Annotated in this window: 23 protein-coding genes; 9 read left to right on the top strand and 14 right to left on the bottom strand. The window is 38.8% G+C overall.

Annotated features, from left to right (window positions below):
- Window positions 1-105: 105 nt before the first annotated feature.
- Window positions 106-669 (top strand): DUF2777 domain-containing protein, encoded by a 564-nt coding sequence (locus FA727_RS01390; RefSeq protein WP_136828953.1) that lies wholly within the window; start codon window positions 106-108, stop codon window positions 667-669.
- 32 nt (window positions 670-701) lie between these two features.
- On the opposite strand, the gene FA727_RS01385 is transcribed toward FA727_RS01390, so the two are convergent.
- From FA727_RS01385 to FA727_RS01365, 5 genes are all read right to left on the bottom strand, one after another.
- On the bottom strand, window positions 702-3,599 hold the full coding sequence (locus FA727_RS01385) for a bifunctional diguanylate cyclase/phosphodiesterase (RefSeq protein WP_136828952.1): 2,898 nt from the start codon (window positions 3,597-3,599) through the stop codon (window positions 702-704).
- Between the two features lie 138 nt (window positions 3,600-3,737).
- Window positions 3,738-4,097 (bottom strand): YisL family protein, encoded by a 360-nt coding sequence (locus FA727_RS01380; RefSeq protein ID WP_136828951.1) that lies wholly within the window; start codon window positions 4,095-4,097, stop codon window positions 3,738-3,740.
- Window positions 4,098-4,190: 93 nt separating this feature from the next.
- Window positions 4,191-5,090 carry a fumarylacetoacetate hydrolase family protein gene (locus FA727_RS01375; RefSeq protein ID WP_136828950.1) on the bottom strand — a complete coding sequence of 300 codons (900 nt, stop codon included), beginning with the start codon at window positions 5,088-5,090 and terminating at the stop codon, window positions 4,191-4,193.
- Between the two features lie 55 nt (window positions 5,091-5,145).
- A complete protein-coding gene (locus tag FA727_RS01370) occupies window positions 5,146-6,309 on the bottom strand; it encodes a DUF418 domain-containing protein (RefSeq protein ID WP_136828949.1) in 1,164 nt (387 codons plus the stop codon).
- Window positions 6,310-6,608: 299 nt separating this feature from the next.
- On the bottom strand, window positions 6,609-8,201 hold the full coding sequence (locus tag FA727_RS01365) for a long-chain-fatty-acid--CoA ligase (RefSeq protein WP_136828948.1): 1,593 nt from the start codon (window positions 8,199-8,201) through the stop codon (window positions 6,609-6,611).
- 178 nt (window positions 8,202-8,379) lie between these two features.
- On the opposite strand from FA727_RS01365, the gene FA727_RS01360 reads away from it, so the two are divergent.
- From FA727_RS01360 to FA727_RS01335, 6 genes are all read left to right on the top strand, one after another.
- The gene (locus tag FA727_RS01360) at window positions 8,380-8,601 is read left to right on the top strand and encodes a spore germination protein (protein ID WP_136828947.1); all 222 of its coding nucleotides are present in this window, start codon (window positions 8,380-8,382) and stop codon (window positions 8,599-8,601) included.
- A gap of 12 nt (window positions 8,602-8,613) precedes the next feature.
- Window positions 8,614-8,847, top strand: a complete 234-nt coding sequence (locus FA727_RS01355; RefSeq protein WP_136828946.1) for a spore germination protein GerPB — start codon at window positions 8,614-8,616, stop codon at window positions 8,845-8,847.
- A gap of 20 nt (window positions 8,848-8,867) precedes the next feature.
- Complete coding sequence (gerPC, locus tag FA727_RS01350; protein ID WP_136828945.1) at window positions 8,868-9,563, top strand: spore germination protein GerPC; 696 nt, start codon at window positions 8,868-8,870, stop codon at window positions 9,561-9,563.
- Window positions 9,544-9,723, top strand: a complete 180-nt coding sequence (locus tag FA727_RS01345; protein WP_136828944.1) for a spore germination protein GerPD — start codon at window positions 9,544-9,546, stop codon at window positions 9,721-9,723. The genes gerPC and FA727_RS01345 overlap by 20 nt, the downstream gene beginning before the upstream one ends.
- Window positions 9,724-9,728: 5 nt before the next feature.
- The gene (locus FA727_RS01340; RefSeq protein WP_246041652.1) at window positions 9,729-10,103 is read left to right on the top strand and encodes a spore germination protein GerPE; all 375 of its coding nucleotides are present in this window, start codon (window positions 9,729-9,731) and stop codon (window positions 10,101-10,103) included.
- Between the two features lie 82 nt (window positions 10,104-10,185).
- Window positions 10,186-10,404 (top strand): spore germination protein, encoded by a 219-nt coding sequence (locus FA727_RS01335; protein WP_136828943.1) that lies wholly within the window; start codon window positions 10,186-10,188, stop codon window positions 10,402-10,404.
- Between the two features lie 100 nt (window positions 10,405-10,504).
- Here FA727_RS01335 and addA read toward each other — a convergent pair whose 3' ends face one another.
- The 3 genes from addA to FA727_RS01320 all read right to left on the bottom strand — a co-directional run bounded on the left by addA (window position 10,505) and on the right by FA727_RS01320 (window position 18,589).
- A complete protein-coding gene (addA, locus tag FA727_RS01330) occupies window positions 10,505-14,248 on the bottom strand; it encodes a helicase-exonuclease AddAB subunit AddA (RefSeq protein ID WP_136828942.1) in 3,744 nt (1,247 codons plus the stop codon).
- Entirely contained in the window at window positions 14,232-17,717 is a 3,486-nt protein-coding gene (addB, locus tag FA727_RS01325; RefSeq protein ID WP_136828941.1) for a helicase-exonuclease AddAB subunit AddB, read from the bottom strand. The genes addA and addB overlap by 17 nt, the downstream gene beginning before the upstream one ends.
- Before the next feature lie 665 nt (window positions 17,718-18,382).
- On the bottom strand, window positions 18,383-18,589 hold the full coding sequence (locus FA727_RS01320) for a YwbE family protein (RefSeq protein ID WP_136828940.1): 207 nt from the start codon (window positions 18,587-18,589) through the stop codon (window positions 18,383-18,385).
- A gap of 92 nt (window positions 18,590-18,681) precedes the next feature.
- Between FA727_RS01320 and FA727_RS01315 the strand changes: the two genes are divergently transcribed.
- On the top strand, window positions 18,682-19,155 hold the full coding sequence (locus FA727_RS01315) for a hypothetical protein (protein WP_136828939.1): 474 nt from the start codon (window positions 18,682-18,684) through the stop codon (window positions 19,153-19,155).
- Window positions 19,156-19,224: 69 nt separating this feature from the next.
- The gene (locus tag FA727_RS01310; RefSeq protein WP_136828938.1) at window positions 19,225-20,373 is read left to right on the top strand and encodes an MFS transporter; all 1,149 of its coding nucleotides are present in this window, start codon (window positions 19,225-19,227) and stop codon (window positions 20,371-20,373) included.
- A gap of 29 nt (window positions 20,374-20,402) precedes the next feature.
- Here the strand turns inward: FA727_RS01310 and FA727_RS01305 are convergent, their stop codons facing one another.
- The 6 genes from FA727_RS01305 to FA727_RS01280 form a co-directional block, all read right to left on the bottom strand.
- Window positions 20,403-21,014 (bottom strand): LysE/ArgO family amino acid transporter, encoded by a 612-nt coding sequence (locus FA727_RS01305; RefSeq protein ID WP_136828937.1) that lies wholly within the window; start codon window positions 21,012-21,014, stop codon window positions 20,403-20,405.
- Between the two features lie 64 nt (window positions 21,015-21,078).
- Entirely contained in the window at window positions 21,079-22,572 is a 1,494-nt protein-coding gene (locus FA727_RS01300; RefSeq protein WP_136828936.1) for an acyl-CoA synthetase, read from the bottom strand.
- Between the two features lie 262 nt (window positions 22,573-22,834).
- Complete coding sequence (gene fabG / locus FA727_RS01295) at window positions 22,835-23,575, bottom strand: 3-oxoacyl-ACP reductase FabG (RefSeq protein ID WP_136828935.1); 741 nt, start codon at window positions 23,573-23,575, stop codon at window positions 22,835-22,837.
- A 13-nt stretch (window positions 23,576-23,588) separates the two neighbouring features.
- Window positions 23,589-24,482 carry an intracellular short-chain-length polyhydroxyalkanoate depolymerase gene (gene phaZ, locus FA727_RS01290; protein ID WP_136830982.1) on the bottom strand — a complete coding sequence of 298 codons (894 nt, stop codon included), beginning with the start codon at window positions 24,480-24,482 and terminating at the stop codon, window positions 23,589-23,591.
- Between the two features lie 7 nt (window positions 24,483-24,489).
- Window positions 24,490-25,497, bottom strand: coding sequence for a 3-oxoacyl-ACP synthase (locus tag FA727_RS01285; RefSeq protein ID WP_136828934.1), 1,008 nt, complete (start codon window positions 25,495-25,497; stop codon window positions 24,490-24,492).
- Between the two features lie 17 nt (window positions 25,498-25,514).
- On the bottom strand, window positions 25,515-25,694 hold the full coding sequence (locus tag FA727_RS01280; RefSeq protein WP_136828933.1) for a hypothetical protein: 180 nt from the start codon (window positions 25,692-25,694) through the stop codon (window positions 25,515-25,517).
- Window positions 25,695-25,706 lie beyond the last annotated feature (12 nt).

Below are 25,706 nucleotides of genomic sequence, written 5' to 3'. Positions count from 1 at the left end.
AAACGGAAAATGTCTACAACGAATGTTGAGGCATCCATATTTTTTATTTAAAAACACCCAGTCTGAACCTGAAAAACATAGGGTTTTTCTTTTTGGAGGTAAAGGATGAATAGACAGCAGCGCTCAAAACTAATCGAGTTTCAAACCCGCGCCTTTATTGAGGGGACGGTTGAGTATATTAATGAACAATGGGTCTTTTTCGAAAATGAAACTGAAGAGGCATCATTGTTAGAGGAATATCTTCACCAGGAAATAGAAATATACCGTCATAATCGCTTTCGGAAAGGCGTTTTATTTGAGGATGGAAAAATTGCGTTTACAGATGAACTCCTTGTGCTCAAAAACAATGATACGATTCGTATTCGTAAAAATTTGATCTATTCTTTGGAACGATTATTAGAGGAAATTTCCGATGATGCCTTTTATCAATTCGTTACTCACCTAAATTCATTAAAATTTTCCGTATATGACTGTATTTACTGTTACAACCACCTCACCTTCTTAAACAAAGAAGAACGAAAAGAAGGGGTAAATTTTATCATTTTTGATAATCAGGAGGATATTTGCAGTATCCAGCATCATTTTTGCTATTATGAAAAGAAAAACGATCGCTTTGAATTCACACTTAATAACGGTAAACGAACGATTATCGAAAAACTTACATCATAAGAAAAAGCGCCTCAACAGCGGGCGCTTTTTCATTATCCGATCAGAACTCTCTCAAAGTCATCAGAGGTTAATGGGCGATGCAAGTAAAATCCTTGTGCGTAATGGCATTTCAATTTCTTCAATAATTCGATCTGTTCTTCTGTTTCAACACCCTCTGCGACTACCTTAACAGCTAGCCCGTGACTCATCGTAATAATCGCTTTGACGATCGCAATATCCGATGTATCTAAACGAAGATTGTTGATAAAAGAACGATCAATTTTCAAATTGTTAATCGGTAAATCCTTTAAATAGCTAAGAGACGAGTAGCCTGTTCCAAAGTCATCAATCGAGACTCGTACACCTAGCTTCTGCAAAGATTGCATCACTTCAATGCTATGGTCAATATTGCGTAGCATAGTACTTTCAGTCAATTCCAAGGTCAAATACTTTGGTTCTAGACCTGACTCGGCTAATGCCCTAATTACCTCAGCAACAAATTTTGTTTGCTGGAATTGATTAGCTGAAACATTGACTGAGACGGTGATGTTTTTTAACCCTTTTTGCTGCCACATTTTATTTTGTTTACAAGCAGTACGTAATACCCAACTACCAATTTCCTCAATCAATCCAGTCTCTTCTGCTAAAGGAATAAAATCTCCGGGTGACACAAGTCCGAGAACAGGATGATTCCAGCGAATAAGTGCTTCGCTACCATATAGCTTTCCGGACTTTAAATCGATTAAAGGCTGGTAGCATAAGAAAAATTCATTCTTTTTCAACGCTTTTCTTAAATAACTCTCTAGCTCAAGCCGTTTCATTGCTTCTTCGTTCATTTCATTTGAATAGAGCGTGAGTCGATTTCCACCTGGTGACTTTGACCGGTTCATGGCAATATCGGCATTTTTCATTAAAGTAATCTCGTCGGTGCCATCTGTTGGGAAAAGACTAACTCCGATGCTTGCAGTTACATAAAATTCTTGGCTTGAATAATGAATCGGTGCCGCAACATTATGAAGGATTGATTTCGCTATTTTAATCACCGCTTCAATCGATACATTTTTTGAAAGAATTAAATTAAATTTATCTCCATTAAATCTTCCTAAAAAAGCTCCGCTTGGAATAGAAGCCTGAATTCTTCCACTAATTTCCTTTAATATTTCGTCACCTGCATCGTGGCCCAAGCTATCATTAATAATCTTAAAACGGTCAATGTCTACTACCATTAATGCCAGTTTCCGATTTTTCTTTTTTGCCGTTTGCAATAATTCACTCAGCATCTCTGTAAATCTAATTCGATTTGGAAGCCCTGTATCCTGATCATAGTAGGCAAGCTGAATGATTTTATCTTCTATTTTTTTCTGCTCGGTAATATTACGTCCAATTCCATAAATCCCAACACATTCCCCATTCACGGTAATCGGAATGTTTTTCAAATGAAGGAGGTTAAACTCGCCAGTTTTCGAACTTACTTCAATATTGTAATGTTGCTCTTTCCCTTTTACCGCATTATAAAAATAAGTACGAACTCTAGCAACTTCCTCTTCGTTTATGTAATTCAAAGCTAATTTTCCAAGTAATTCTTCCTTTTTATAGCCTAACAATTTTTCAAAGGCTGGATTTACACTTGTAAAATTCCCTTGTAAATCAGTGGAATAAACAATATCTGTATTATTATCAAATAGCGAGCGATAATGTTGCTCAGAAATTTGCGCATGATCATTCAGAATTTCAAGATCCTCTTGCGACGCTTTCATTAAATGTGTAAGTGTAACAATTGTTTTTACGCTATCTGGTATATTATATTTGAAATTAATCTTTCGATTCGACTGCTTCTTACTATTCTCTGACAATGCTAAAAAAGTTAAAGAATGGCCGACTAAATGTGGCTTTCCATTTTCAATAGCTATTTCTCCATTCGCAAAGAAACCATTGGTTGGAGCAATGGAATTAAGCATTCGGATTTCATCTGTTGCAAACTCATGAAGAGTTCTTTTTCGAGATGCACAATTATAGGCAAAAATCGTCTCAACATTCTGCTTCGATAATCTTTTTAGTTCATGAAGGGAATTGTCAATAATTTCTCGTAAATGGGCATAAGCAAAAACAAGGCTATCCCCTTTAGAAACAGGATCACTAACTGTAATAGTTCCATCTTCTAACAGATTCTTGATCCATATCGGGGTTGATTTGTCTTTTGTTCCTAAGAGAAACGGAAAGTCATTTCTTTGCAATTTAATTTGATCTAGAAAATCTTTGCCTAAATAATTTTCAAGTACTCTACTTGGCTTTTTCTGATCGATGGAAACAATCGTCGTACCTGTTGCCTTCGTGATCTTGAACGACTTCCCAACTTCCTGAAACTTAAAGTTCGAAAACGTTTGAACCTGTAAGTCTGGGTTGTTCAAGCTAGCAACAACAACCCCTTCGTTTGACATTTTTTCTCCATCAAAAATAAACCCTTCACGGAAGGCATCCTTTTCTCCAGCGATACCACCAGCCAAGGCCATGTCTTCCTTTCCCTCATGAATACTATCAAGAAGCTGCTGTAGATCGACTGAATAATTAGAGGAAAACAAAATAAGAGCCTTCGTATTAGAGTCACATAGCTTTGACACTATGTTCTTTCCCATTTCACTGATATTATTGTAGTCTTTTAAATTAAACAGGGAAGATCTTAATTCCGTTTTTTCGAAAATGGTAAAGCTAATACTAATCTCCTCTTTAACAGAGTAGCCCTCTACGATGTCTCCCGAAGTCGTGCACCCCATTATTTTTGCTTGAGGAAGAACAGTACACATCATCTCTTGAATCTTCTCTAGCTCCACTAAGTCATTGTTACTAGAAAAGATTTGAATAAGTATGTTTGGATATTCATATAAGACATTGTCTTTTATTAAATTTTTAAGTTCATCCGTATTTTTATATACACAGGATATAGTTTTTATCATGCCAACCACCAATAGTTTGTCTAGTTAGTGCATAGTATATTTTCTTCTAAAATAACATATTTACATATTAAAAAATAGAAAAAGCTGCCTTTTTGGCAGCTTTTTTCGAAAATCGTCGAATTTTCTTAATAAATCCTATTAAAAACTAAGTGGTAAATAGAAGCCTAACACAAGAACTACAATTAATGATACAAAGAACAATACCCAAAACATCGTTGTTTTCTTTTCTTTTTTCGTACGTACCAGTACCATTTCCATGAAACCAATTACTAGGAATCCGAAAATAAACTTTAATACATATGTTATTGGATATTGAGAGAACATTAGGTGTGCGATCATTCCACCAGTTGCGATTGTTAATAGATAGAATAGACGTAAAATCATGTGAACAATTTTCTGTGCTTTTGCTTTTCCACTCTTATGTAGACCAAGGGCAACGAAAAATAGGATTAAAGTTAACACCCAAGTTGTAATATGTAGATGTGTTGATGCAGTCATGAATATGCCTCCTCTTCTAATTTCTACAATATCTTATCATATCTGCGACGAAAATCCTAAATATTAAACGTTCAAAAGATTCCTAGATTTCGTCTATTCTTCGATATCATTCACAAGTTTGCCAATTTTTTCAATAAATACTTCCATCTTATCTCCAGACTTTAGAAAACGTGGTGGTTTAAATCCTTTTCCAACTCCCGCAGGTGTACCTGTTGCAATAATATCCCCTGGCTCTAAAGTCATACCTGCTGATAAAACAGAAATGACTTCTTCGATAGGAAAGATAAAATGCTTCGTATTAGAGCTTTGTCGTACCTCATCATTAATACGCGTTTCGATGTTTAGTTCATTCGGGTTCTCAATCACAGAAGAATGAACAATCCACGGGCCCATTGGACACGATGCATCCAAGCTTTTTCCAATAAAAAATTGTTTATGCCTTGATTGGAGGTCTCTTGCTGTCACATCATTGACTATTGTGTATCCAAAAATATAATCTAATGCTTCTTCCCTTTTAATCCCGCGGCCCTTTTTCCCTATCACAACCGCTAGTTCACCCTCATAATCTAACTGCTCTGTCACATTTTTGTGATTTAAGACCGTTTCATTTGGACCAATTACCGTCGTAGGTGCTTTAGTAAACACCATAACATGTTCCGGAATATCATCCTTACTGCCCATTTCAATTGCATGCTCCTCATAATTTTTTCCAACACAGAAAATGTTCTTCGCTGGTCTTGGAATCGGAGCTAAAAGTTTTACATCATTCAAATTCAAAAAAAGATTAGGAGCATTTGATACACTCCATTGTAAAATATCTTGGGCTTGTACCGAAAATCCTTCTAAAGCTATACATTCTTGCAGGGTTTCAGGAAGGCTACTTTCCCCTTTCCAAGCCTCTTCTGCCCTTTTTAATGGTAAAAGGCTATCAGTCTCTTCCCCAATAATGCCAACAAATTCGCCATGATGATCCTCTGCTGTTACATACTTCATCATAATCACCCTTTATTATTAGAATATTAATACAATTATACTACAAATCTATCAATTACTCTTTTTTCCAATCTGGCCATCTCAGGTAGGTTATACTTCTCCATAGCCATTCAACTGGCCCGTAATAATGATTTTTGAGCCAAAAAGAACTCCATACGATTTGTAAAATATAGATTAATACTACAAGCGCAGTTCCCCAAAATGCTGAAATCTGATCATATAGCCCGAAGCCATATGAATAAAAGAGAATGGTTGAGACTATCGATTGTAGCAAATAATTGCTCATCGACATTTTTCCAACAGGAGCAAATATTTTTGGAAATCTATTTGATTTCTCTGCCCATAGAGCGATCACCAACGCAAAAGAGAAAGCTAGCATTGGGCCTCCAAAAGAATCTTGTATGTATTCATTAACAATATTTTTATCAAATATATACGGACTTAGTTTTAGAAAAAGACCTACAGTTAAGAAAATCAATAGACTAATGAAAAATGGCTTCTTTAATTCTGTAACCTTCTCCATCCACTTTAGCTTGGCAGCTCCTCCCCCTATGAGAAAGAATGGAAAGATTGAAAATAACATAAATACACCATTTGCTAGATTATTAACCGCATACCAGTCTTCAAAACGTTGTTGAAAAATAGAAAAGTAGCTTCCTTGCTGATAGATTTCAACGGATTGTCTAGCAAGTTCAGGCTCGTACATAGACAGTTCCCCTACTGGGCTTAGCAAGAGCGCGACAACAAATAATAGTGTTAAAAGGAGATTCGGTATAATCCAAAAAAGTGCTCCAGTTATGATCATCGCTGTTCCTGATAGCTTTCTAAAAAGGAGAAATAGGAACCCGAAAATGGCATATGTGATGAGAATATCCCCATGCCAGATAAAAAAAGCATGGAGCATCCCAATGAAAAGTAGTGCTAAAAGCCTTCTTGTTGCAATTGGAAGAAAGGCTTGTTCTCTTTTAATCGTTCTTTCATAGAGAAGCACCAGACCATAGCCAAATAGGAGTGAAAATAAGGGGTAAAAGCTCCCTTGAGCAAAGACATCGATAAAAATATATGTCCCTTTATCAAGGTAGGATTCCCACCATGAAAATGGATCTAAATAAAGTAGCGGGGAGTGAAATGAAAGCATATTGACTAGGAATATCCCCAAAATTGCAAATCCCCGCATCATATCAAGTGAAACAATTCGCTCTTTTTCTGGTGTGTACATATATAGCTCCTTTTCCAAAATATTCTTTTTTCAAATTATATACCGTTCACAGAAAAAGGACCAGATTTCTCCGGCCCTTCTTATATTAAGGCTGTTCTCGTAAAAATTGTTGTTAAAATCCTATTGCCGATTTTAACGTAGAAATAGCATTTGGTGCATCGTAATTAGTTTGCATGTTTTATTCTACGAAAAAAACTGGCTCTTTTCTCATTAATTTACGACCAGTTATCATTGAAAACAAAGTTAAATTCATTGATTTTTTGCTCCAAAAGTAACAAAATTTGAGAAAAGAGCCTTGATTAATTTACAAATTTGCCGCCTTTTCCGGCTGCTTCCCAAAATTCATTACGAAGGACAACCTTTTGAATTTTACCAGAAGCGGTTTTCGGTAGCTCATTCACAAAGGTTACTCCTGTAATCGCTTTAAAATGTGCGAGCTTTTCTCTCGAGAATATGACCAATTCTTGCTCTGTTACACTTCTCCCTTCTCTTAAAACAACAAAAGCATGTGGAGTTTCTCCCCACTTTTCATGAGGGACGGCGATAACTGCTGCTTCTAGTACATCTGGATGGTCATACAAGACTCCTTCTACTTCAATAGAAGATATATTCTCACCACCCGAAATAATAATGTCCTTTTTCCGGTCGACAATATCGATATGCCCATATTCATCAATCGTTGCCATATCTCCAGTATGGAGCCAGCCATTTCGAATCGTTTCCATAGTAGCCTCTTCATTCTTCCAATATCCGAGCATGACATTATTACTTCTCGTAATGACTTCACCAATCTCCTTGCCATCATGAGCCACTTCCTTTCCTTGCTCTGTGACAACCGTGACCTCGCAGCCAATCATGGAAATACCTGCTTTTGACTTAATTCGATACTTATCTTTTACCGGTAAATCCTTTAAGTGGGAGCGAACGACAGAAATTAAACTTAACGGTGTAGACTCAGTCATACCGTATACTTGAATGAATTCCCAACCGAGTTCTTTTTCAACTCTCGTGACAAATGCTGGTGGTGGAGCAGAACCAGCAATAATGACACGGACAGCTTGCTCAATACTTGGTGTGTTTTTTTCATAATACTGGAGAAGTGAGTTTAGAACAGTTGGAGCCATATGCATCACGCTCACTTTATGTTTTTCAAGCGCTTCAAAGATCGTATCAGGAGTTGTTTTTCTTAAGCAAACTTGGGTAGCACCGTTCGCTGTGTAATAAAAGGGGGAGCCCCAACCGTTGACATGGAACATTGGTAAAACATGCAATAAGACATCTTCATCCGTAACACGAAGATGATGCATGGAACTCAATGCATGTAAGTAATTATTTCGGTGGGTCAGCATAACTCCCTTTGGATTACCTGTTGTTCCACTCGTATAAAGAAGGCTACACACATCGTTTTCATCTAATGGCACCCTCGCAAAAACATCACCACTCTGCTGAATCATCCATTCATCATAGCCTAGCTCATCTGTGTCATCATCTTTATAATGCACAATGATTTGCTCCACTGTAATTAGCTGATCTTGGATTGGGGTAATAAGATGATAGAGGTCTTGGTCGACGAGAAGAACTTTTGATTCACTATGATTTAAAATAAACAAGTAATCATCAGGCTTTAAACGAATATTGAGCGGAACCATCACGCCTCCTACCTGAAACACTCCGTAAAAGCCTTCGAGCATCTCGATCGAATTCGGAGCTAAGTAAGCAACACGGTCTCCTTTTTCTACACCTGCATCCTTTAAACCATGAGATAGACGGTTTACTCGCTCATTCAACTGTCCATATGTAAGTACTCGGTTCTCACTAATGATCGCTTTTTTGTCCCCATACAGATTCACTGCACGGTCTAAAAACTGTGGAAGCACTAATGGTACATTCATACATATCCTCCTAGTTAAATTCAAAATATTCTTAATTAACTATATTTTACCACGTTGTTTGGAAGTGTTATATAACAATTTTGCGAACATCAATTATGTAAATGTAGGCATTTGCATCACATTTGCCCAGTCAATACATACAATAAACAAGGAGACTAAGAGATAAAGGGTGTGAAATATGCCTGCCATTGTTGGGATTGTTCAAGTGAACTCGATCGGAACTAGTTCCGTTTTTAACATCGGAGACGTTTATAAAATCATGCCAGTTGCTTCCGTTAAAACCTATTCTGGCGCGGGATCATTTAACACAGGCGATTATGTAGAAGTATACAATCACATTAGTTCCACGAATACATTTGACCAGGATGGAGCCGATCAAAGCATCCTTTTCAATACTTAAAGGTGTGAGACTATGAATTATTATATTCAGCAATCCATTGTGATCAATAATCTAAAAATCGAAAGTATCGCTAACTCTTCTGTGTTTCAAATTGGCACAGCAGGGATCATCAGGGGTTCGAGCCACCTCTATAATACGGGTGGATTTGTCGAGCCTGCACCTGAAGCAGAAAAACCAGGTCAACCTCAAACTACTGTGCAAGAAGGATCATTTACTATGCCAGCAGTACCTTTGGTTTCGGCGTAATTAAAAAATGAGGTGTTAAGATGAACCAAGAGCTATACACTTACTTACAACAAATGCATACGTTCATTCAGACACAGGAACAGAGAATTGCTGAACTCGAAAAAACAGTTCATGCACTGTCTAGTGAACTTGAAGAGGTAAAAGCACGCCCTCCCATTCAGGTCGGCACAATTGAATATAAATTTGATCAGCTCAAGGTTGAATCGTTAGAAGGAACATTGAATATTGGACTTAATCCTGCTGATATTGAGCAGCAAATTGAAGAGCTCGAGCTACCAAATAACAATGGGAATAGCTATAACAGCAATAGCAATAATGGGAATAACATTCACCCGAAAAAAGGGAAAGTAAACCACATTCAACCCAAAATAAAGATGCAAAGAAGCATGGCTTTAGAAGATGCTATTTTTCAATACTTAGAGACCGATTTAGAACCATTGGTCAAAAAATATGAAGAACAGCTTGGCAGAACATTTGATGAACCATACGTAACTTTTATAAAAGAAGATATTATTAGACAGCTACCTCAACGAATTGAATATTATTTGAAGAAAATCCCTGATAAAGAACGAACAGAAGAAGCTCAAAAGAAAATTGATGAACAGCTTGTAGCGCAGATGAAAACGGATATTGAAAATGCTGTGCTTACTTTTTTAAAAACTTTGCCAGTAGAAAGCCAAGGAAAGGATGAACAGGATGAATCTACAGGTATATAACCGAGAGCTAGCAGTTGGCAACATGCAGGTCGAAAGTGTCTCAAGTTCTTCGATCGTTCTTGTCGGAGATACAGAAACGATTCAGCTGGCATCAACCTTTGATACACCTGCTGAGTCGTTGATTATCGGACCTTTTGTTCCATTAAATCCACAAGGGTAGAATTTATGATTAGTAAAAGAACATCTTCTGTCGATCGCATCAATGTTACCTCCGTGACTACAGCCTCAACCGTGGAAATTGGAGATTCATCGCAAATCCAAGCGTTCTCCCGTGCGCTCGCTGTTCAAAGAGAGCATGAAATTTTTTATGGAAATGAGATGGATTTTTCTCAGTTTGATATTTTTAATGAGCCTCTCATCCTTGAGCCCATTACAGATGAAATAGCCTTTGAAACTATCGCACTGAATCCGATTATTCGGGTGAACCAAATCAAAATCATCGGTATTTCCACTTCATCCCTGCTTCATATTGGTAATAGCCGAAATATTTCTATGGAATCACGGATTAAGCATATTCGACACCTTCGAGATAACGACTAGGAACTTTAACTAGTTATTGGCATAAGATCAAATAAGGACACTCTCAGGGTGCTTATGACAAATTTACGAAAAGGGTGTTTTTATGCCTGCTATAGTAGGACCTGTACAAATCATTACTGTCAGCGGCGGTGTTGTTCAATTCGGCGATACTTTTTTCATCTCCCCTAAGAGCGCATCTAAAACCATTTCTGGATCAGGCGCTGGAAATACAGGTGGCTTCATACTCACCAATAACGCCATTAGTGCGAACAATACGCTAGATACAAACTTAGTGGATCAACCAATTTCGGGGAATAACTAGAAAAAGAGACTGCTCCAAAGGCTAAACAAATTGCCTTTTAGGAGAGTCTCTTTTTAATGAGTTTTTGTTTGATTGACAGGTTCCGGCTTGACACAAGAAATCAGAGCTCCAGTATATGTCCCCCATCAAAGAAGAACAAATACCGTTCTGTTACCTTTTTCTTTAAAATTTGCTCAAGTGCCTTTGTGTACAGTTCGAGCTGCACTTGATATCGTTTCTCCAAAATTGGTCTAGCTTCATCAAATCCACCTTTGTAGCGGTCGTGAATGCCGTCAGTCTTGTAATCCACTAGGACATGTCCATGCTCATCCTCAAACACACAATCGATGACACCCTGAACTAATATAGGTTCGTTTTCGCCCTTCCAATCTGGATAAGCGACACTCGCCGGAAATGCCGCACTGAATGGTACCTCTCGTTTAAGTGACTCTGCTTTTAACATCCGCTGTCCAAGAGTAGAACTGAAAAATTGAACAATCTGCTCCACATCAATGACCTGTTTTTGTTCCTCTGTTAAAAGCTCTTTTTCAACCATAGCATCTAGCTGATGACTAATAGTCTCGGCCGTAATCGCCTTCCCTAAATCTACATGCTGCATGACCATATGCATTGCCGTACCTCTCTCTGCAGGTGTAATATTCTTCTCCTGTAGAAAACGAGGGCGATTAAAAATCGGACGAGAACCCTTTGAAAGCAATTCCTTCCCACTATGTTCATCAACGATTTCACGCTGTCTCTTCATTTCTGATACAGATTGCTTTGAACGGCGCGTAGAAGCTTCTTTAAAAGAATATTGCCAACTCAAAGCTTGTACAATCTCTTCTTTTCGCTCCGATGCCAAATCAATTGCTTCGCCTCGATAAACTTTTTCCAGCAATTGATCTTCTTCAACCTCTTGCTCTTCATTCTTCGAAGCTATATCTGCCGATTTGATAATGTCAATCCGCCAAGACGAAGGATGAGTAGTTATATCTGAAGGTACCAATGGGTCGATTCCTTTTTCACCACGAAGCATCTTACTATCTTGATGTCTTATCAGTGCTGGACCTATCCAGTCTAAATAGCTCTTTGCAGAAGCTCGCTCATATTCACCTAATAACCATTCCTGATGCGCCAAACCTTGTGACCAGTTTTCTAGCTTTTTCTCGACTTCCTTCACGGAAGCAAGCATATATAATTTTTCCTTTGCACGTGTCAGAGCAACATAAAGAACGCGCATTTCTTCGGATAACATCTCAAGCTTCTTTTTCCTTTTAAAAGCAAGCTGCGGAAGTGATGGGTAGGTTATTCGTTTCTCTGCATTCACATACTTTGCGGCAAATCCAAGTTCTTTATCGAGCATATAGGATTTTCTTAAATCCATCATATTGAACTGACGAGCCGTTCCTGCAATAAACACGACTGGGAATTCTAGTCCTTTACTGCTGTGGATCGTCATAATTCGAACAACATCCTCTTGCTCACCAAGTGCTCTTGCTGCCCCTAGGTCATCCCCACGATCACGCATTCTTTCGATAAAGCGTAAGAAACGGAATAGTCCTCTGAAGGATGTACTCTCATATTGCTTTGCTCGATCATAAAGAGCCCGAAGATTCGCTTGGCGCTGCTTTCCACCAGGCAATCCACCAACAAAATTGTAAAACTTTGTTTCTCGGTACAGCTGCCAAATAAGCTCTGCAACTGCTCCTTGGCGTGCTTTTTTACGCCATTCTTGGAAACTCTCTAAAAACATTCTCAAACGGCCATGTACCTCTTCGGTTTCAGCAGTAGGAGATTTTTCACAAAACGCTAACACTGCATCATAAAAAGAACCACTTCTGTGATGGATACGGATCGTAGCAAGCTCTTCTTCATTTAATCCAACAATCGGTGAACGAAGCACCGCTGCCAAAGGAATATCCTGATACGGATTGTCGATCATTTTTAAAAGAGACATCATAATCGATACTTCTGTTGCTTCAAAATAACCAGAGGATAGATTCGCGTAAATTGGAATCCCTTGCTCCTTAAATTCCTCCATAATTTGTGGTGCCCATGTCATTGAACGAAGCAAAATCACGATATCGCGGTACATAATCGGGCGACTTGACTTTGTCTTACCGTTGTATACCTCTTTCCGTTCAGAGATTAGTTCTTTTATTTTCTCCGCCATAACCCGAGCCTCTAATTGCGATTGCTCAAGCTCAGCCGCATCAAACTGGAGTTCCTCTACCTCATCGGTTTCGTCCTCATTATCTTCCTTGCCTTCTTGATCGATTATTAGTAATTCAATCGGATGCTCACCTTCAGGATAGTCCGCCCCCTTAACAAGTTCAGCTGCTACATCATACTCAATCTCTCCGACACTCGTCCCCATTAGCTGTTTAAAAAGAAAATTCGTTCCGTCTAACACTTCTTTTCGACTACGGAAATTGCGCGCCAGATCAATTTTGAGTCCAGAATCCTCGCCATCACTCGTAAATCTGAGGTATTTGCCTAAAAACAAATTCGGTTCAGCCAGACGGAAGCGGTAGATGGATTGTTTTACGTCTCCAACCATGAACATATTCCCGCATCTTTCGCCTTCCTTCGTAACGAGCTGAAGAATCGATTCCTGAACCATATTCGTATCCTGATATTCATCAACAAATACTTCTTTAAAATGGTTTCGATAAGACAATGCTGCTTCAGAAGGAATTAGGCTCCCCACATTTTCTGCTAATATTTGCAGGCAATAATGCTCCAAATCAGCAAAATCAACAAGCCCTTTTTCCTTTTTCACCGCATCAAATCGACTCGCAAAGCTCTCCACAAGTCGCACCAATGTATCAACATGCGGGGCCATATCTCTCATATCACGAATAAAGCTTTCAGGCTTTCTTGAAAACAATTCGTCTTTCATCGTTTGGATCATTTTTTTCGCTTTGTCTCTCAGTTTTTGCGCTTGCTCTAAAAGTTCTTTATCAAACTCATCGCCACGACATGCTTTCGCACGCGAAAAGTTCACGACTTGCATGCGCAAGTGCAGCTCCTGCCAAGAAACATTCTTCGCTTCAAGCAATCCGTCCACTTGACTAATATCATCTATCAGATTCTCTGCTCGCGGAGCAGGACCCCTAGGCAACTTTGTCAATTCAAGGGCATTTTGTAAAAGTTGCTTGGCTCCTCGGATCTGTAACTCAATATCGAAAAGAAGGGCATTCACAAAAGGAAGCTCTTCGATTTCTGTTCCTTCCCCAAGGTGGTACATATCCTTCATCGACTCTAAATACTTGCTTGGTGAAGCATTTGCTTGTGAGAAATCATAGATTTCACGAATAATATCCTGAAGAGCTACGTCACTACGATCATTAGAAAAAGTATCTACTAAAGCAAAGAATGCTTCATTTCCGTCCGTTCCATATTCGTCCTCAAACAGTTCATCCATGACTTCATCACGTAATAGCTGTGCCTCAGTCGAATCAGCAATTCGAAAGCTGGGGTCGACATCAATTTTATAATAATATTTACGAATCACCTCTAAGCAGAAGGAATGCAAGGTCGAAATAGAAGCTCGATTTAATAGGCTCAATTGTTTTCTTAGATGCTTTGAGGATGGATTCGCATTAATAGCTTTTTCTAATGCTTCCCCGATTCGATGTCTCATCTCAGCAGCAGACGCATTTGTAAATGTTACGACTAACAATTCATCAACATCAATCGGGTCTTCCGTCGAAAGAATTTTGTTAATAATTCTTTCAACAAGGACAGCTGTTTTACCAGAGCCAGCCGCAGCAGCAACCAAAATATCCTGACCACTCGCCCATATCGCTTTCCACTGGTCGTCTGTCCACGTCACACCCTCAGGCTTAGTTGGAATCGCCATGTACTTCCTCCTCCTTTCGAATCATTTGTAGAACCTCTTCTTTTGAATGAATTGGGAGATTTCGATAGTCATTTCCCTCCATCGATTCGTCAAATTGACAAACTGATTTGAACGAACAAAACGTACAAGGCTTTCGGTCCTTCATTTTATAAGGGGCAATCTCCACATTTCCACCAGCAATGTCATTCCCTGTTTTTACGTAAAAATTGCGGACATACTTTCTTAAATCATCAAACTCATCAAGACTCGCAACCTTCGAACGTTTCGTAAGCATGCCATCCTTCTTTATGCCTGCTGAAATAATCGAAGATTCTCCTGAATCCAATGTTTGATCCATCATGCGAATAACATTCTCATCTCCAAGTAAGAGACCGTTCATCTTGAACTTCTTAAACAAGGCATCTTCAAGCTCATCAAGAGAAAGCATTTTCGATGCATTCACAATCGGATTATGAACATGGAAATAGAGCATCCCCGCCGGATTTGCTTCTTTTCCAATTAACATTTTTGAATTGGTTAAAATGATGTCCAAATACGTCAGCATCTGCAGTGATAATCCATAATACACTTCATTAACATTCAATTCTTTGGCACTCGACTTGTAGTCGATAATCCGTAAATAAACGCCTTTGTCATCCTCGGCCTTGTCGACACGGTCAATCCGACCAATTAGCTCCATTTTTGTTCCATTATTTAATGAGAACTTCATTGGTGGAAGCTTCTGTTTTGGACCAAAGCCTAGTTCTAGGCCAACAGGGGCAAAGCCACTTGCTTTTGCGTGTTCCTGTAAAACGAATGAAGCTCTCTTGATAATTTGCTCAAGCTTTCTTTTTATATAATGATGACGATTCGAACTTAACAAAATTTCATGCTGAAGCTTCGGTGCTAAAAGCTCAACCGCTTCCTTTGCTAGCCTTTCAATTTCATCCCTCGTTATGCGGTCCCAGGTGCGTTCACTGACCGTCACGGTCTCAACAATATATTTCAAAGCACCATGGAATAATTCACCGATATCAGGCGCTTCTAAGCGGAAAATTTGTCGCTCCCGTAGCTTCAGGCCGTGCTGAGCAAAATGGGAAAACGCACAAGATGAAAACAGCTCCATCCGTGAAACACTACCCTGAATTACATCGGAATACAGTTCTCTACTCGTTTCTTCCGTAATTTGCTTCGATTCATTTGTATAATTTAAGCTCGACAAAACATTCTTTGCTTTTTCACTTAAACGTGGATGTGATAAATAGTAATTATATACATCCCACCACATCTCATAGACTGGATAATTTCTCTTCAAGAGCTGAAGCTGAGCGGCTAAATAAGACAGACTCGTTTCCTCATGGGAAATATACTCCACTTGCTCATCCTCGTGGAGCTCGGATATCTCAGCTAAATAGCGATGATGGTGAATATTTGGGAACATCTCCATCATTTTTGAAATATACGGAGATGGCATGAGTGCCTTTCCTTCATCATTCGCCATTGGATAACTGATAAAAACACGGTCCGAGGCAGTTGTAAAGGCCTTATAAGCTAAAAACTCTTCATCTAGCAATCTTTTACGGCTGCTTGGCGCTATCTTTAGACCGTTCGTTGCCAAACGTTCCCTGTCTTCATCTGCGAGCAATCCATCCTCTGTATACTTTGCAGGAAGTACTCCATCATTTAAACCGATCACGAAGGCCACCTTAATATCCGATAGACGTGATAATTCAAGATCTGCGACTAATACTTGGTCTATTGCTGGTGGAACGAGAGCAAAACGTAACGACTCTAAACCAGCGTCTAGAATACTAGCAAACTTTTTGAGTGGTATTTGTTCTTCACCGAGCATTTCCACGAACTGATCGAATAGATCGATGATCCCATTCCAAGCCTGGTCATGTTCACGTGCTGCCACAAGATTTCCTTTTTCCTCTTCTTCTGTTTTCCACTTTTCTAATTTCGCTGGAATCTCAAGTTCTTCAAGAAAAAGATAGAGTGCCTCACATAGTTGCTTACCAGTCTCTGCCTTTTTAAATCTTCTCGCTAATGTCAGAATAGGAGCTGCAATCATATCCCTTACTTCATTCAATTCATTTTCTAATTCTTTTTCCGAATCCGTTTGAACACCTGTTTCAAACTCTAAGCCTCTGAATCTACGATACTTCCAGCGTTCTTTTTTCGTCCATTTAGCACCCTGCACACCATGCTCAAGTACATAATTTTCGAGCTTGTCCATTTTTGCACGTAGCACTTGTGGGTTCTGATTTAATGGAAAAAAGAGCTCTGTTTTCGCCGCTCGAAAGACAGGCTCATAGCGCCAAAATCCATTGATCACTTCAAGACTTGAACGAAGAAGTTCAACTAATGGATGGTTGAGCATTACTCTTTTTTGATCAATAAAGACTGGTACCTCATAATCTGCAAAAACATTTTCGATTAGATCCTGATACTCCTGCCCATTTCTCAAAAGCACAGCAATATCCCGATAACGATAATCCTCATCTCGTACGAGTTTGCGAACTGAACGGGCAATTCCTTCTATCTCTGCTCGTCGATTGACCGCTTCGGCAAGATGAATGAGAGGTTCTTTTTCATAAGGAATACTTGGTCGTTGATCAAAAAATGATTCCATGTGTTGCAAGGAATCGTGTGCCAACCTCAATTGTTCTTCAAAAAGGACCTCTTCTATTTCCAGTCCTTCTACCCTGGCCATTTCATAAATGTTTTGACACGTCTCACCTGACATGCGGAAGAGATGAAGTTCATCTGGTGCCTCATGAGTAAAAGGTTGATCTAAAGTTAACGCAATCGTTACTTGCTTAGCGTGTTTCATCAATTGAGCGATAATCAAATATTCCTGCGGTGTAAAGCTATAAAAACCGTCTACATAGATGGTTGCATTTTTCAAATATGATGAGTTCGCAATCTGCTCACCTAGTAATCTTAAATAATCCTCTGAATCTGTATATTTTCCAAATAAGGCATCTTCAAATGCCTGATAAATAATTTCTAAATCGTGGAGCTTGTCCTGCAATACTTTATCATTTGTATCTTGTTGTTTTTCAGCTAATTCTTCCGGACGTACGAGATAACGTTTAAACTCGGTTAGAATAGTCTCCATTTGTTGGATAAAACCGTTCTTATCTGCTGCTCGTTCAAAAAGTCTAAGTTCTTCCTTTTTATCCATGATGATTTTTCGAATCAACATGCTGACCCCAACATTGTTAATATGATATCGGCTAATTCCGCCTGTTTCTTGGAGAATTCTCCAGGCAAGGCGAGAGAAGCTGAACACTTGGGTTCGGATCATCCCAGCGATATCAGGGGTTGTGATTAATTTATATTCAGACAGAAATGTCATTTGGTCTGGTACTAAATAGATGATTGGATCGCCATCAGGGTCCTTCTTCATTTTTTCTTGTATTTCGTTTAGAGAGAAGGTTGTTTTTCCTGATCCTGATCTTCCAATCAATAGTCTTATCGACATTGTTTAACCTCCTAAAACACCCACTATGCGTCTTCTGTGTTGTAGACTATACACATCTTACCACAATATGTAGTCAATTTTTCGGATCGTGTTTTGTTACTTTTTTCATATTCAAAAGCTTGTCCTGATTTAGTTGATAAAAGCTATTCGACTCGATAAAAACTTATGCATCAAAAAAAGGACTATCTATTTGAATTGTCCTTTTGATAAAGAGTTTTTTATAGATTGGACTCCCTCTTTCGAGTTGATTTCCGCTCCAATCAACTTAGTTTGCATTTTAAAATGAATTTCACACTAATAAAATATAATGATGGCATCTCAAAATTCACCTATGTAAAATAACTCTGGTTAAAAATTGTTCGTTAAATCTTTCTTTTAAAAATTAGCTCTGTTAAATGTGGGTGTTGATTTTATTGCATTGAAAAATAAACGGAATAATTCCGGCTAAATCAAGAAATTCACCTTTTTCCCAATAAATAAGCGGAATTTTTCCGGTTAAGCTTTACATTTTTCATGATTTTAAGGCTTTTTAGGTTATTTAGCGGAAAATCTCCGCCAATTTCACTTAATATCCATTAAAATAAACGGAATTTCTCCGGTTAAGTGGGTACACCTGTCGAAAATCAAAAAATCTGCCTAAAATTAGCTTTAATGTATCGACTACACTATTTCCCATCAGTAATAATCGATTGTACTCTCCCCACTTGTCCGTCGATTAGTCGAACTTTGATTCCATGGGGATGGGAGGAGGAGTTGGTCAATATGTCTTTGACTGTTCCTTTTGTTAGTTTTCCTGTTCTTTGGTCTTTTTTTAAGACGATTTCAACTTCTAGTCCTTCTTTAATATCTTTACGATTACGGCCATCTGACATTTTACTGGCTCCTCTATTGTTCTCTGTTTTTGTTAGCATAAATCTAATGGTATAATGAAACGAAATTAAAATCCAATTTTAGTGGAGGCACCATGCTATCATTTGAAGAAAAGCTACAAATTATTGAATCGTTCCCTCAATTAACTCGCCGTGATGTATCTCTAGGTCGTGTTAATTTTCATTATGAAGAAAGTGATTATGATAAAAAGACTGTTGTTTACCATTTACATCCCAATGGAAATGGCTTTGTCTATGCTGAATACTTAGATGAATATGAACCAGACCAAAAAGGAATGGTCAATATCCGTGAATACTCAGCAAAAGAGCTTCGTAAAATTATTGAACAATCCATTGAATCACTAGCCCCACGATCAAACATCGAGTCTGCGATAGTCGGAGAATCTGAGGAAGAAGAATATTGGATTAACGAAGATAACTTCACCCTTATTCTTATTTATGAAGATGAGATGTGGAATGTTTATGCTGGATTAAATCTTGATGGAACATTTCCTTCCTATAATGAAGCAGCCCAGTATTTGAAAGAAGAAGGATTCCGATTGAAATAATATTCAATTGCTTATACAACCTACCTATGCCACAGTACTTGCATACTATGGCATAGGCGGGTGATATATGTGGATACGAGATTAAGATACACAGCGGTTTTACTCATCATTACTGGCGTTTTTATTGCCAGCAATATTTATACCTTAATCCCCATTTATGACACTGTTTCTCACTCCTTACAGATTAAAGAAAACCATGTCGTCTTTGCTGGAAGTTTATTTTCCCTTTGCTACGCGGTTGGGCTTCTCTACTTCGGTCCAGCATCTGACCAATTCGGAAGAAGAAGAATCATCATAATTGGGATGTTAGCCTCAGCTATTTCAACCTTACTGGTGGGATTAGTGGATACTACTATCGGCCTCTACGCCGCACGTTCTTTTCAGGGGCTAACGCTAGGAAGTTTCGCACCTGTTGCTTTCGCACTTATCTTTGATCACTATACTGAACGAACAAGAACCCTCTTACTTGTTTTTATAAACACAGGCTTCTTAATGGCGGGAATTCTCGGTCAATTAATCAGTTCTTCAATTACCTCTCTGTCTACATGGAATAATGTCTATTATTTTTTTGCGATTAGCTACTTTATTCTTTTTATTCTTAGTCTTATCGTCCTCCCAAAATCCAAAATACTACACTTTAATAATCGTGCTACCCTATCCATCATGACTTCCTTATTCAAAAATAGAACATTACTTAAATGCTACGGAATTACCTTCACATTGCTCTTTTCTTTCGTTGCCCTTTATGATGGAATTGGACGTTATTTCGGAGGACAACCAGAACAGCTATTTAGCCTTCGTGCTGTTGGGTTGACTGGAGCCGTCCTTTCCCTATTTACCGGGAAACTGATTGAGAAATTTGGGATAGAACGGACCATGTTTACAGGTTTTGTTATTGGGATGATAAGTCTCATTTCTATGAGCCTCTTTCATAGTTGGTTTGCCCTAATGACACTATCGATTTTATTTGTTGCTTCAATTTCTCTATTGATCCCTACTGTTATCACATTAGTTGGTACATTAGGGGGCATACACCGAGCCAAAGCCCTCACTATCTATTCATTTGTTTTATTAACGGGGGCAAGTATTGCTTCACCCGTTGTCATGCTACTCAACTTTCAATTCGTGCTTCTTTTGTTGATAGGATTATTTATACTTAACTTTATTTTTGGGATTTTTCTATCTCAGGAACTAGTTCAGGAACAACACGCCTATTAAAAAAATCGAGCATCTATGGCTCGATTTTTTTACCCAAAAAGAGATAGCCCAATATAAATAGCTGTTCCCCACATAATAATGGCTGAAACCTTGTTTAGGATAAGCAAGAACTTCCCTGATTTATTTAGGTTGCCTACAAGTCTCCCTGCAATCCCAAGTCCAGCAAACCATATCCATGATGTTATGATACAAGCAATCGCAAAGGCGAATTTTTCGGTTCCTACATACTTAATAGAGCTAGTTCCAATTACCCCGACCGTATCCATGATCGCATGTGGATTTAACAAGGAAACCGACATTGCAAAGAGAATCTGTTTTTTCGGTGAAACTGACGTTTGCTCTCCATCAAGCTGTGTAGGCTTGCTTCTCCAAACGACGATTCCCATGTAAATAAGAAAAATGATCCCACCTACAAAAAGGATCGTTTTAATCCAATACGAGCTTAAAACAACAACTGACACTCCCAATACTGCTAATGAAATAAGTAACGTGTCACAAAGCGACGCGGTAATAATGACAGGCAGCGCTTTTGAGAATTTAGGTTGAATCGCTCCTTGATTAAATACAAATACGTTTTGTACCCCTAAAGGCAGAATAAGTCCAAATGCTAAAATCAATCCATGAATCACTGCTTCGATCATAATCGTCCTCCAAATTTTAAAACTATTCATCTATTAAAACACAAAAAGCGTGAAAATTCTTTCTTCACGCTTTCTCGTTTATATTTGAGCCCATTTTCTTTAACTGCTTTTTATCAATTTTACCGACATGCGTTTTTGGAAGCTCACTTACAAAATAAAACACTTTTGGAATTTTATATTTTCCCAATTTATAAGAACAGAATGTTTTCAAATCTTCACTTTCAGTTTCTTCACCCGATTTTAGTACCACAAAGGCAGCCACCATCTCTCCCCATTTTTTATCTGGCAATCCAACAACCGCTACTTCATCCACCTGAGGATGAGAGGCTAGCCAATGCTCCACTTCTAAAGGATAGACATTTTCTCCCCCCGTAATAATCATATCCTTTTTCCTACCAACAATATAAAAATAGGCTTCTTCATCCATTCGTGCTAAATCACCAGTCTTAAGCCAGCCATCCTCTATCGTTTCTTTTGTCGCCTGTTTATTGTTCCAATAATATTCGAAGGAATGCTTTCCTTTTATCAGCACCTCTCCTACCTCGTTCACACCTGCTTCTTTTCCGTTTTCTTTTACCAATTTAATCGTATTAAACATCATTGGTTTTCCAACTGAACCTAGCTTCTCCATAGCAACATGGGGATCAATGAAAAAATTATTCGGACCAGCTTCTGTCAGTCCATAGCCTTCTTTGAATAAAATTCCTTTTCTTTTAAAAGCCTCATATATTTCTAACGGACATGGAGCACCCCCTGATAAAAAGGTTTTCATCGATTCAAAGGTACTCGTTTGAAATTCGTTTGTTTCAATCATCATTTGATACATTGTAGGTACAAGCAATACAATCGTGCATTGATAGTCATTGATATATTGTATCGCTTTTGCAGGTATAAACTCTCGACCGATGACAACCCTTCCCCCTGCCATTAAAAGAGGAATCGATAACGCATTTAGACCTCCTGTGTGAAAAAGAGGCATATATGTTAGCGTCGTGTCATCATTTGTTAAATTCCAGCTAATAATCGTATTTATCCCATTCCACATGATCGATCGGTGAGACAATACGACTCCCTTTGGGTTTCCAGTCGTACCTCCTGTATAAATAATCGCTAACGGATCTCTTTCGTGGATAGGTTCTGCTGGATATTGGCTTTCTTTTTCTACATTCTGATTTACTTGAAAGGAACGATATAGTTTAAATATTTCATTTTCCATATTCTCTTGAAAGCTTTTGTGATAGCCAACTAGTTTTGGTGAACAATCCTGTAAAATATACGCTATTTCATGAAAGGACAATCTCCAATTTATCGGAACGAATATTGCCCCAAGCTTAAGGCAGGCACAAAGCAATTGAAAATAGCTAATATCATTTGGTGAAAAAAGGGCAACGCGATCGCCTTTTTTTACTCCTTGTTTATATAACCAATTTGCCGTATTCTCACATAACTGATTGAGTTCGGCAAAAGTCCAATGTTTCTTTTGTTCAGCATCAATAATTGCTACTGCATCTGGTGTTAATCTCGCTTTATTTGCTAGCCAGTCAAGCTCCCACCTCACCAAAATCTCTCCTTCATTCTTGATGGATTGATTGTATCGACGAGTGGTTACAAGGAAGTTACAAATTAAGAAAAGCGCAAGGCGCCCGCCTAACGGCGACAAGCATAAGACGAGCCGTCGAGAAGGTTGTTCTTTAACCTTCTCGACGGATTGGCCCAGACCCGAGAGCCGTTGGCGCCTGGAGCTAGACAATTCTCAAAGTCGAGATTTATGCTTTCTTATATTTTGAAAAAAAAAGTAGCCCAAGGCTACTTTTAAAGTATTACATTCTAATCCCACCATCCACGTGTAAGGTGATCCCATTTATATACTTTGCTTCATTAGAAGCTAAAAACAAATAGGCGTTAGCAATATCCTCTGGTGCCCCAAGCCGACCAAGTGGAATCTGCTGTTTCATTTGGTCAATAACTTTGTCAGGTACCGTTGCGGTCATGCCTGTTTCAATAAATCCTGGCGCTACCGCGTTAACCGTAATTCCTTTTCGGCCTAGCTCCTTTGCCCATGTTTTTGTCATTCCTACCACACCTGCTTTTGAAGCCGCATAATTCGTTTGTCCAATATTTCCATAGACACCTGATACGGAAGACGTATTGATAATCGCGCCGCTTCCCTTTTCCACCAAAGTAGGGAGAACCGCTTGTGTGCAATGAAAAACGCCCGACAGGTTTACATCGATTACTTTTTGAAAATCAGCCGCAGTCATTTTGGAAAGCATCGCATCTCTTGTAATTCCCGCATTATTGACAAGAATATCGATCGTACCAAAACGGTCTAGTACTCTTTGCACCATCTCATCAACGCTGACTCGTTCCGAGACATCTACTTGAAAAAACGCTACATCGTAGCCTTTTTCCTGTAGTTCATTTGCTTTTCCACCACCAACCTCTTCATCAAAATCAGCAATGGCTACCATTGCCCCTTCGTGAGCAAAGGTTTCTGCTGCAGCGAAGCCAATTCCCCCTGCTCCTCCAGTAATTATCGCTACCTTTTCAGCTAATCTCATAGTCCTTCCTCCATTAAGATAAGAAATCAGTTATCTCCTGTAACAATTGTTCTAAATCATCTACGAGAGGAGAATGCCCACAATCCTTTAATTCTATAAAACGAGCATTTTCTCCTAAGTCCTGCATAATCTCTTCTGCCATATGCTTAACAACAACCAAATCACGTTCACCTCGAAGAACAAGTGTTGGGATGATTATATCTTTGGCTTGATTTTCCCCTTCTGTTAAACCATTGTTCACCGAACTAATGTTGAAAGTATTCAGCGCATGATACACCTCTGCTAAATTTCTTTGTGTCAGCATATCGTCAACATACTCCTCGTAAAGCTCTTCACTTGGTTGATTTTTTGTGTAAATCAACGCATTCCAAGTCGCTTTCAACAGTTCACGATTTTGCGTATCATACGCTCCTTGAATCGCCAAGGTTTTGCTATCGTTTTTCACATCTTCATACGTTTGGAGTCGATTGTTCAAGTCAACTTGACCATCCTCTGTTACTCCATAAAATGGATAACCTCTTGTTGAAGCGGAGGCTAAAAGGACAAGTTTTTCACAAACACCGGGGTAATCAGCAACAAATTGCATGCCGATAGCTCCACCTGTTGACCAACCGACAATCGAGAAATCAGTCAACTGTATAGCCTCAACAAAGAGCCTCACATCTTCTGAAAAATCCTTAATTGATTGAATGGGAGTATGATAGGTGGACCCACCAAACCCTCTTAAATCCACCGCATAGATTTTAAAAGAGGCCTCCATGTTTTCAATGACCAAATCCCAATGCTTCGAGGAGGTCATATTGCCATGAATGAGCAAAACCTTCTTTTCTCCACCTTCTCTTTCTCGATATGTCAATGTTTCACCGTTTGACAACAATACTTTTTTCAATTCCACCTGCACACCCATTGTCATCCTAATCTCCCTCTCCCCAACGAATTGTTGTTGCCCCCCATGCATAGCCGATTCCTGCACTTACTAAGACAACGATAGCGCCATCCTTCAACTTACCTTCCTGTTCCGCAAGCTCTAAAGATAAAATTTGATCAATTTGTCCAATATGACCGTAGTTTTCTAGATAAATAGAATCCTCAAGAGACAAACCTAATTCCTTTAATACATATTCATGGGCTGATTTTTTCATGTGTAAGAGACCCACATACTGAATATCCTTCTCAGAATACCCACTGTTTTTCAATGACTCGCGAATAACCTTCAAGAAATTGGACATCGACTTCTGTTCCAGTCGATTTTTCATCCCATCAGGATCTAAGACATCAAGTTGATGGAGGTGAAGATTATCTTTTGTAAGTGGATTCTTTGTTCCCCCTGCTACAACTACTACATCTTCAGAAAAGCTTCCATCTGTGATCAAGCTTGTTTCTAGGAGTCGATTTTTGTTATGTCCCTTTCGTAGCAGTATCGCTCCACCGCCTGCACCAAGATTAAACATAAAACGAGTTCTTGTATTCTCGTAATCAATAAAGTCGATGTTTCGATAGCCCCCTGCAAGTAAAACGGTTTCCAGCTTAGGGTCTGAACTCATCATATCCTTCGCAATCTTTAAAGCCATAATTGTTGTTCCACATCTTAGTGCAACATCAAAGGCCACGGCATTATAGGCACCGATTTCCTCTTGAAGCTTAATTCCGGCAGTCCATAGAGGATACTCCTTATGTTCTTCTCCAATATTTATAATCAAATCAATCTCTAACGGATCAATTCCCGCCCGCGCTATTGCCTTTTTAGCAGCCTTTATCCCCATTTCACAAGTATGATCATCCATACCTGGAATCGGTTTACATTTAATCCCCATCTTTTCTTCCACAATTTCATGTGGAATCCCTGCTTTTTTTGCGATTTCCTTTCCCGTCATAAAAGTATCCGGAATATACGTCGCGACACTCAAGATTCCAATTGTCATTTCCCTTCACCTCAGCTTCAAGCTTCCCCGACAATTTTCTTCATAAAAAGTGTCGCTTCCTCAATCGTTTCAAAAAGGGTTTCCTCATCCTCTTGTACATGTGTGACTTTGATTCGCCAGCTCTTTTTATTCGATTCCTTATCAAACTCAGCTAAATGAAATCGAATAATAAATGAAGCGATTTGTGATTGCTCCATATCCATTCCTCC

The organism is Robertmurraya kyonggiensis (assembly GCF_005116465.1).
GTDB classification, from domain to species: domain Bacteria; phylum Bacillota; class Bacilli; order Bacillales; family Cytobacillaceae; genus Robertmurraya; species Robertmurraya kyonggiensis.
Note: the sequence above shows the minus strand (reverse complement) of the source record. Positions and strands in the feature narration are given on the sequence as shown.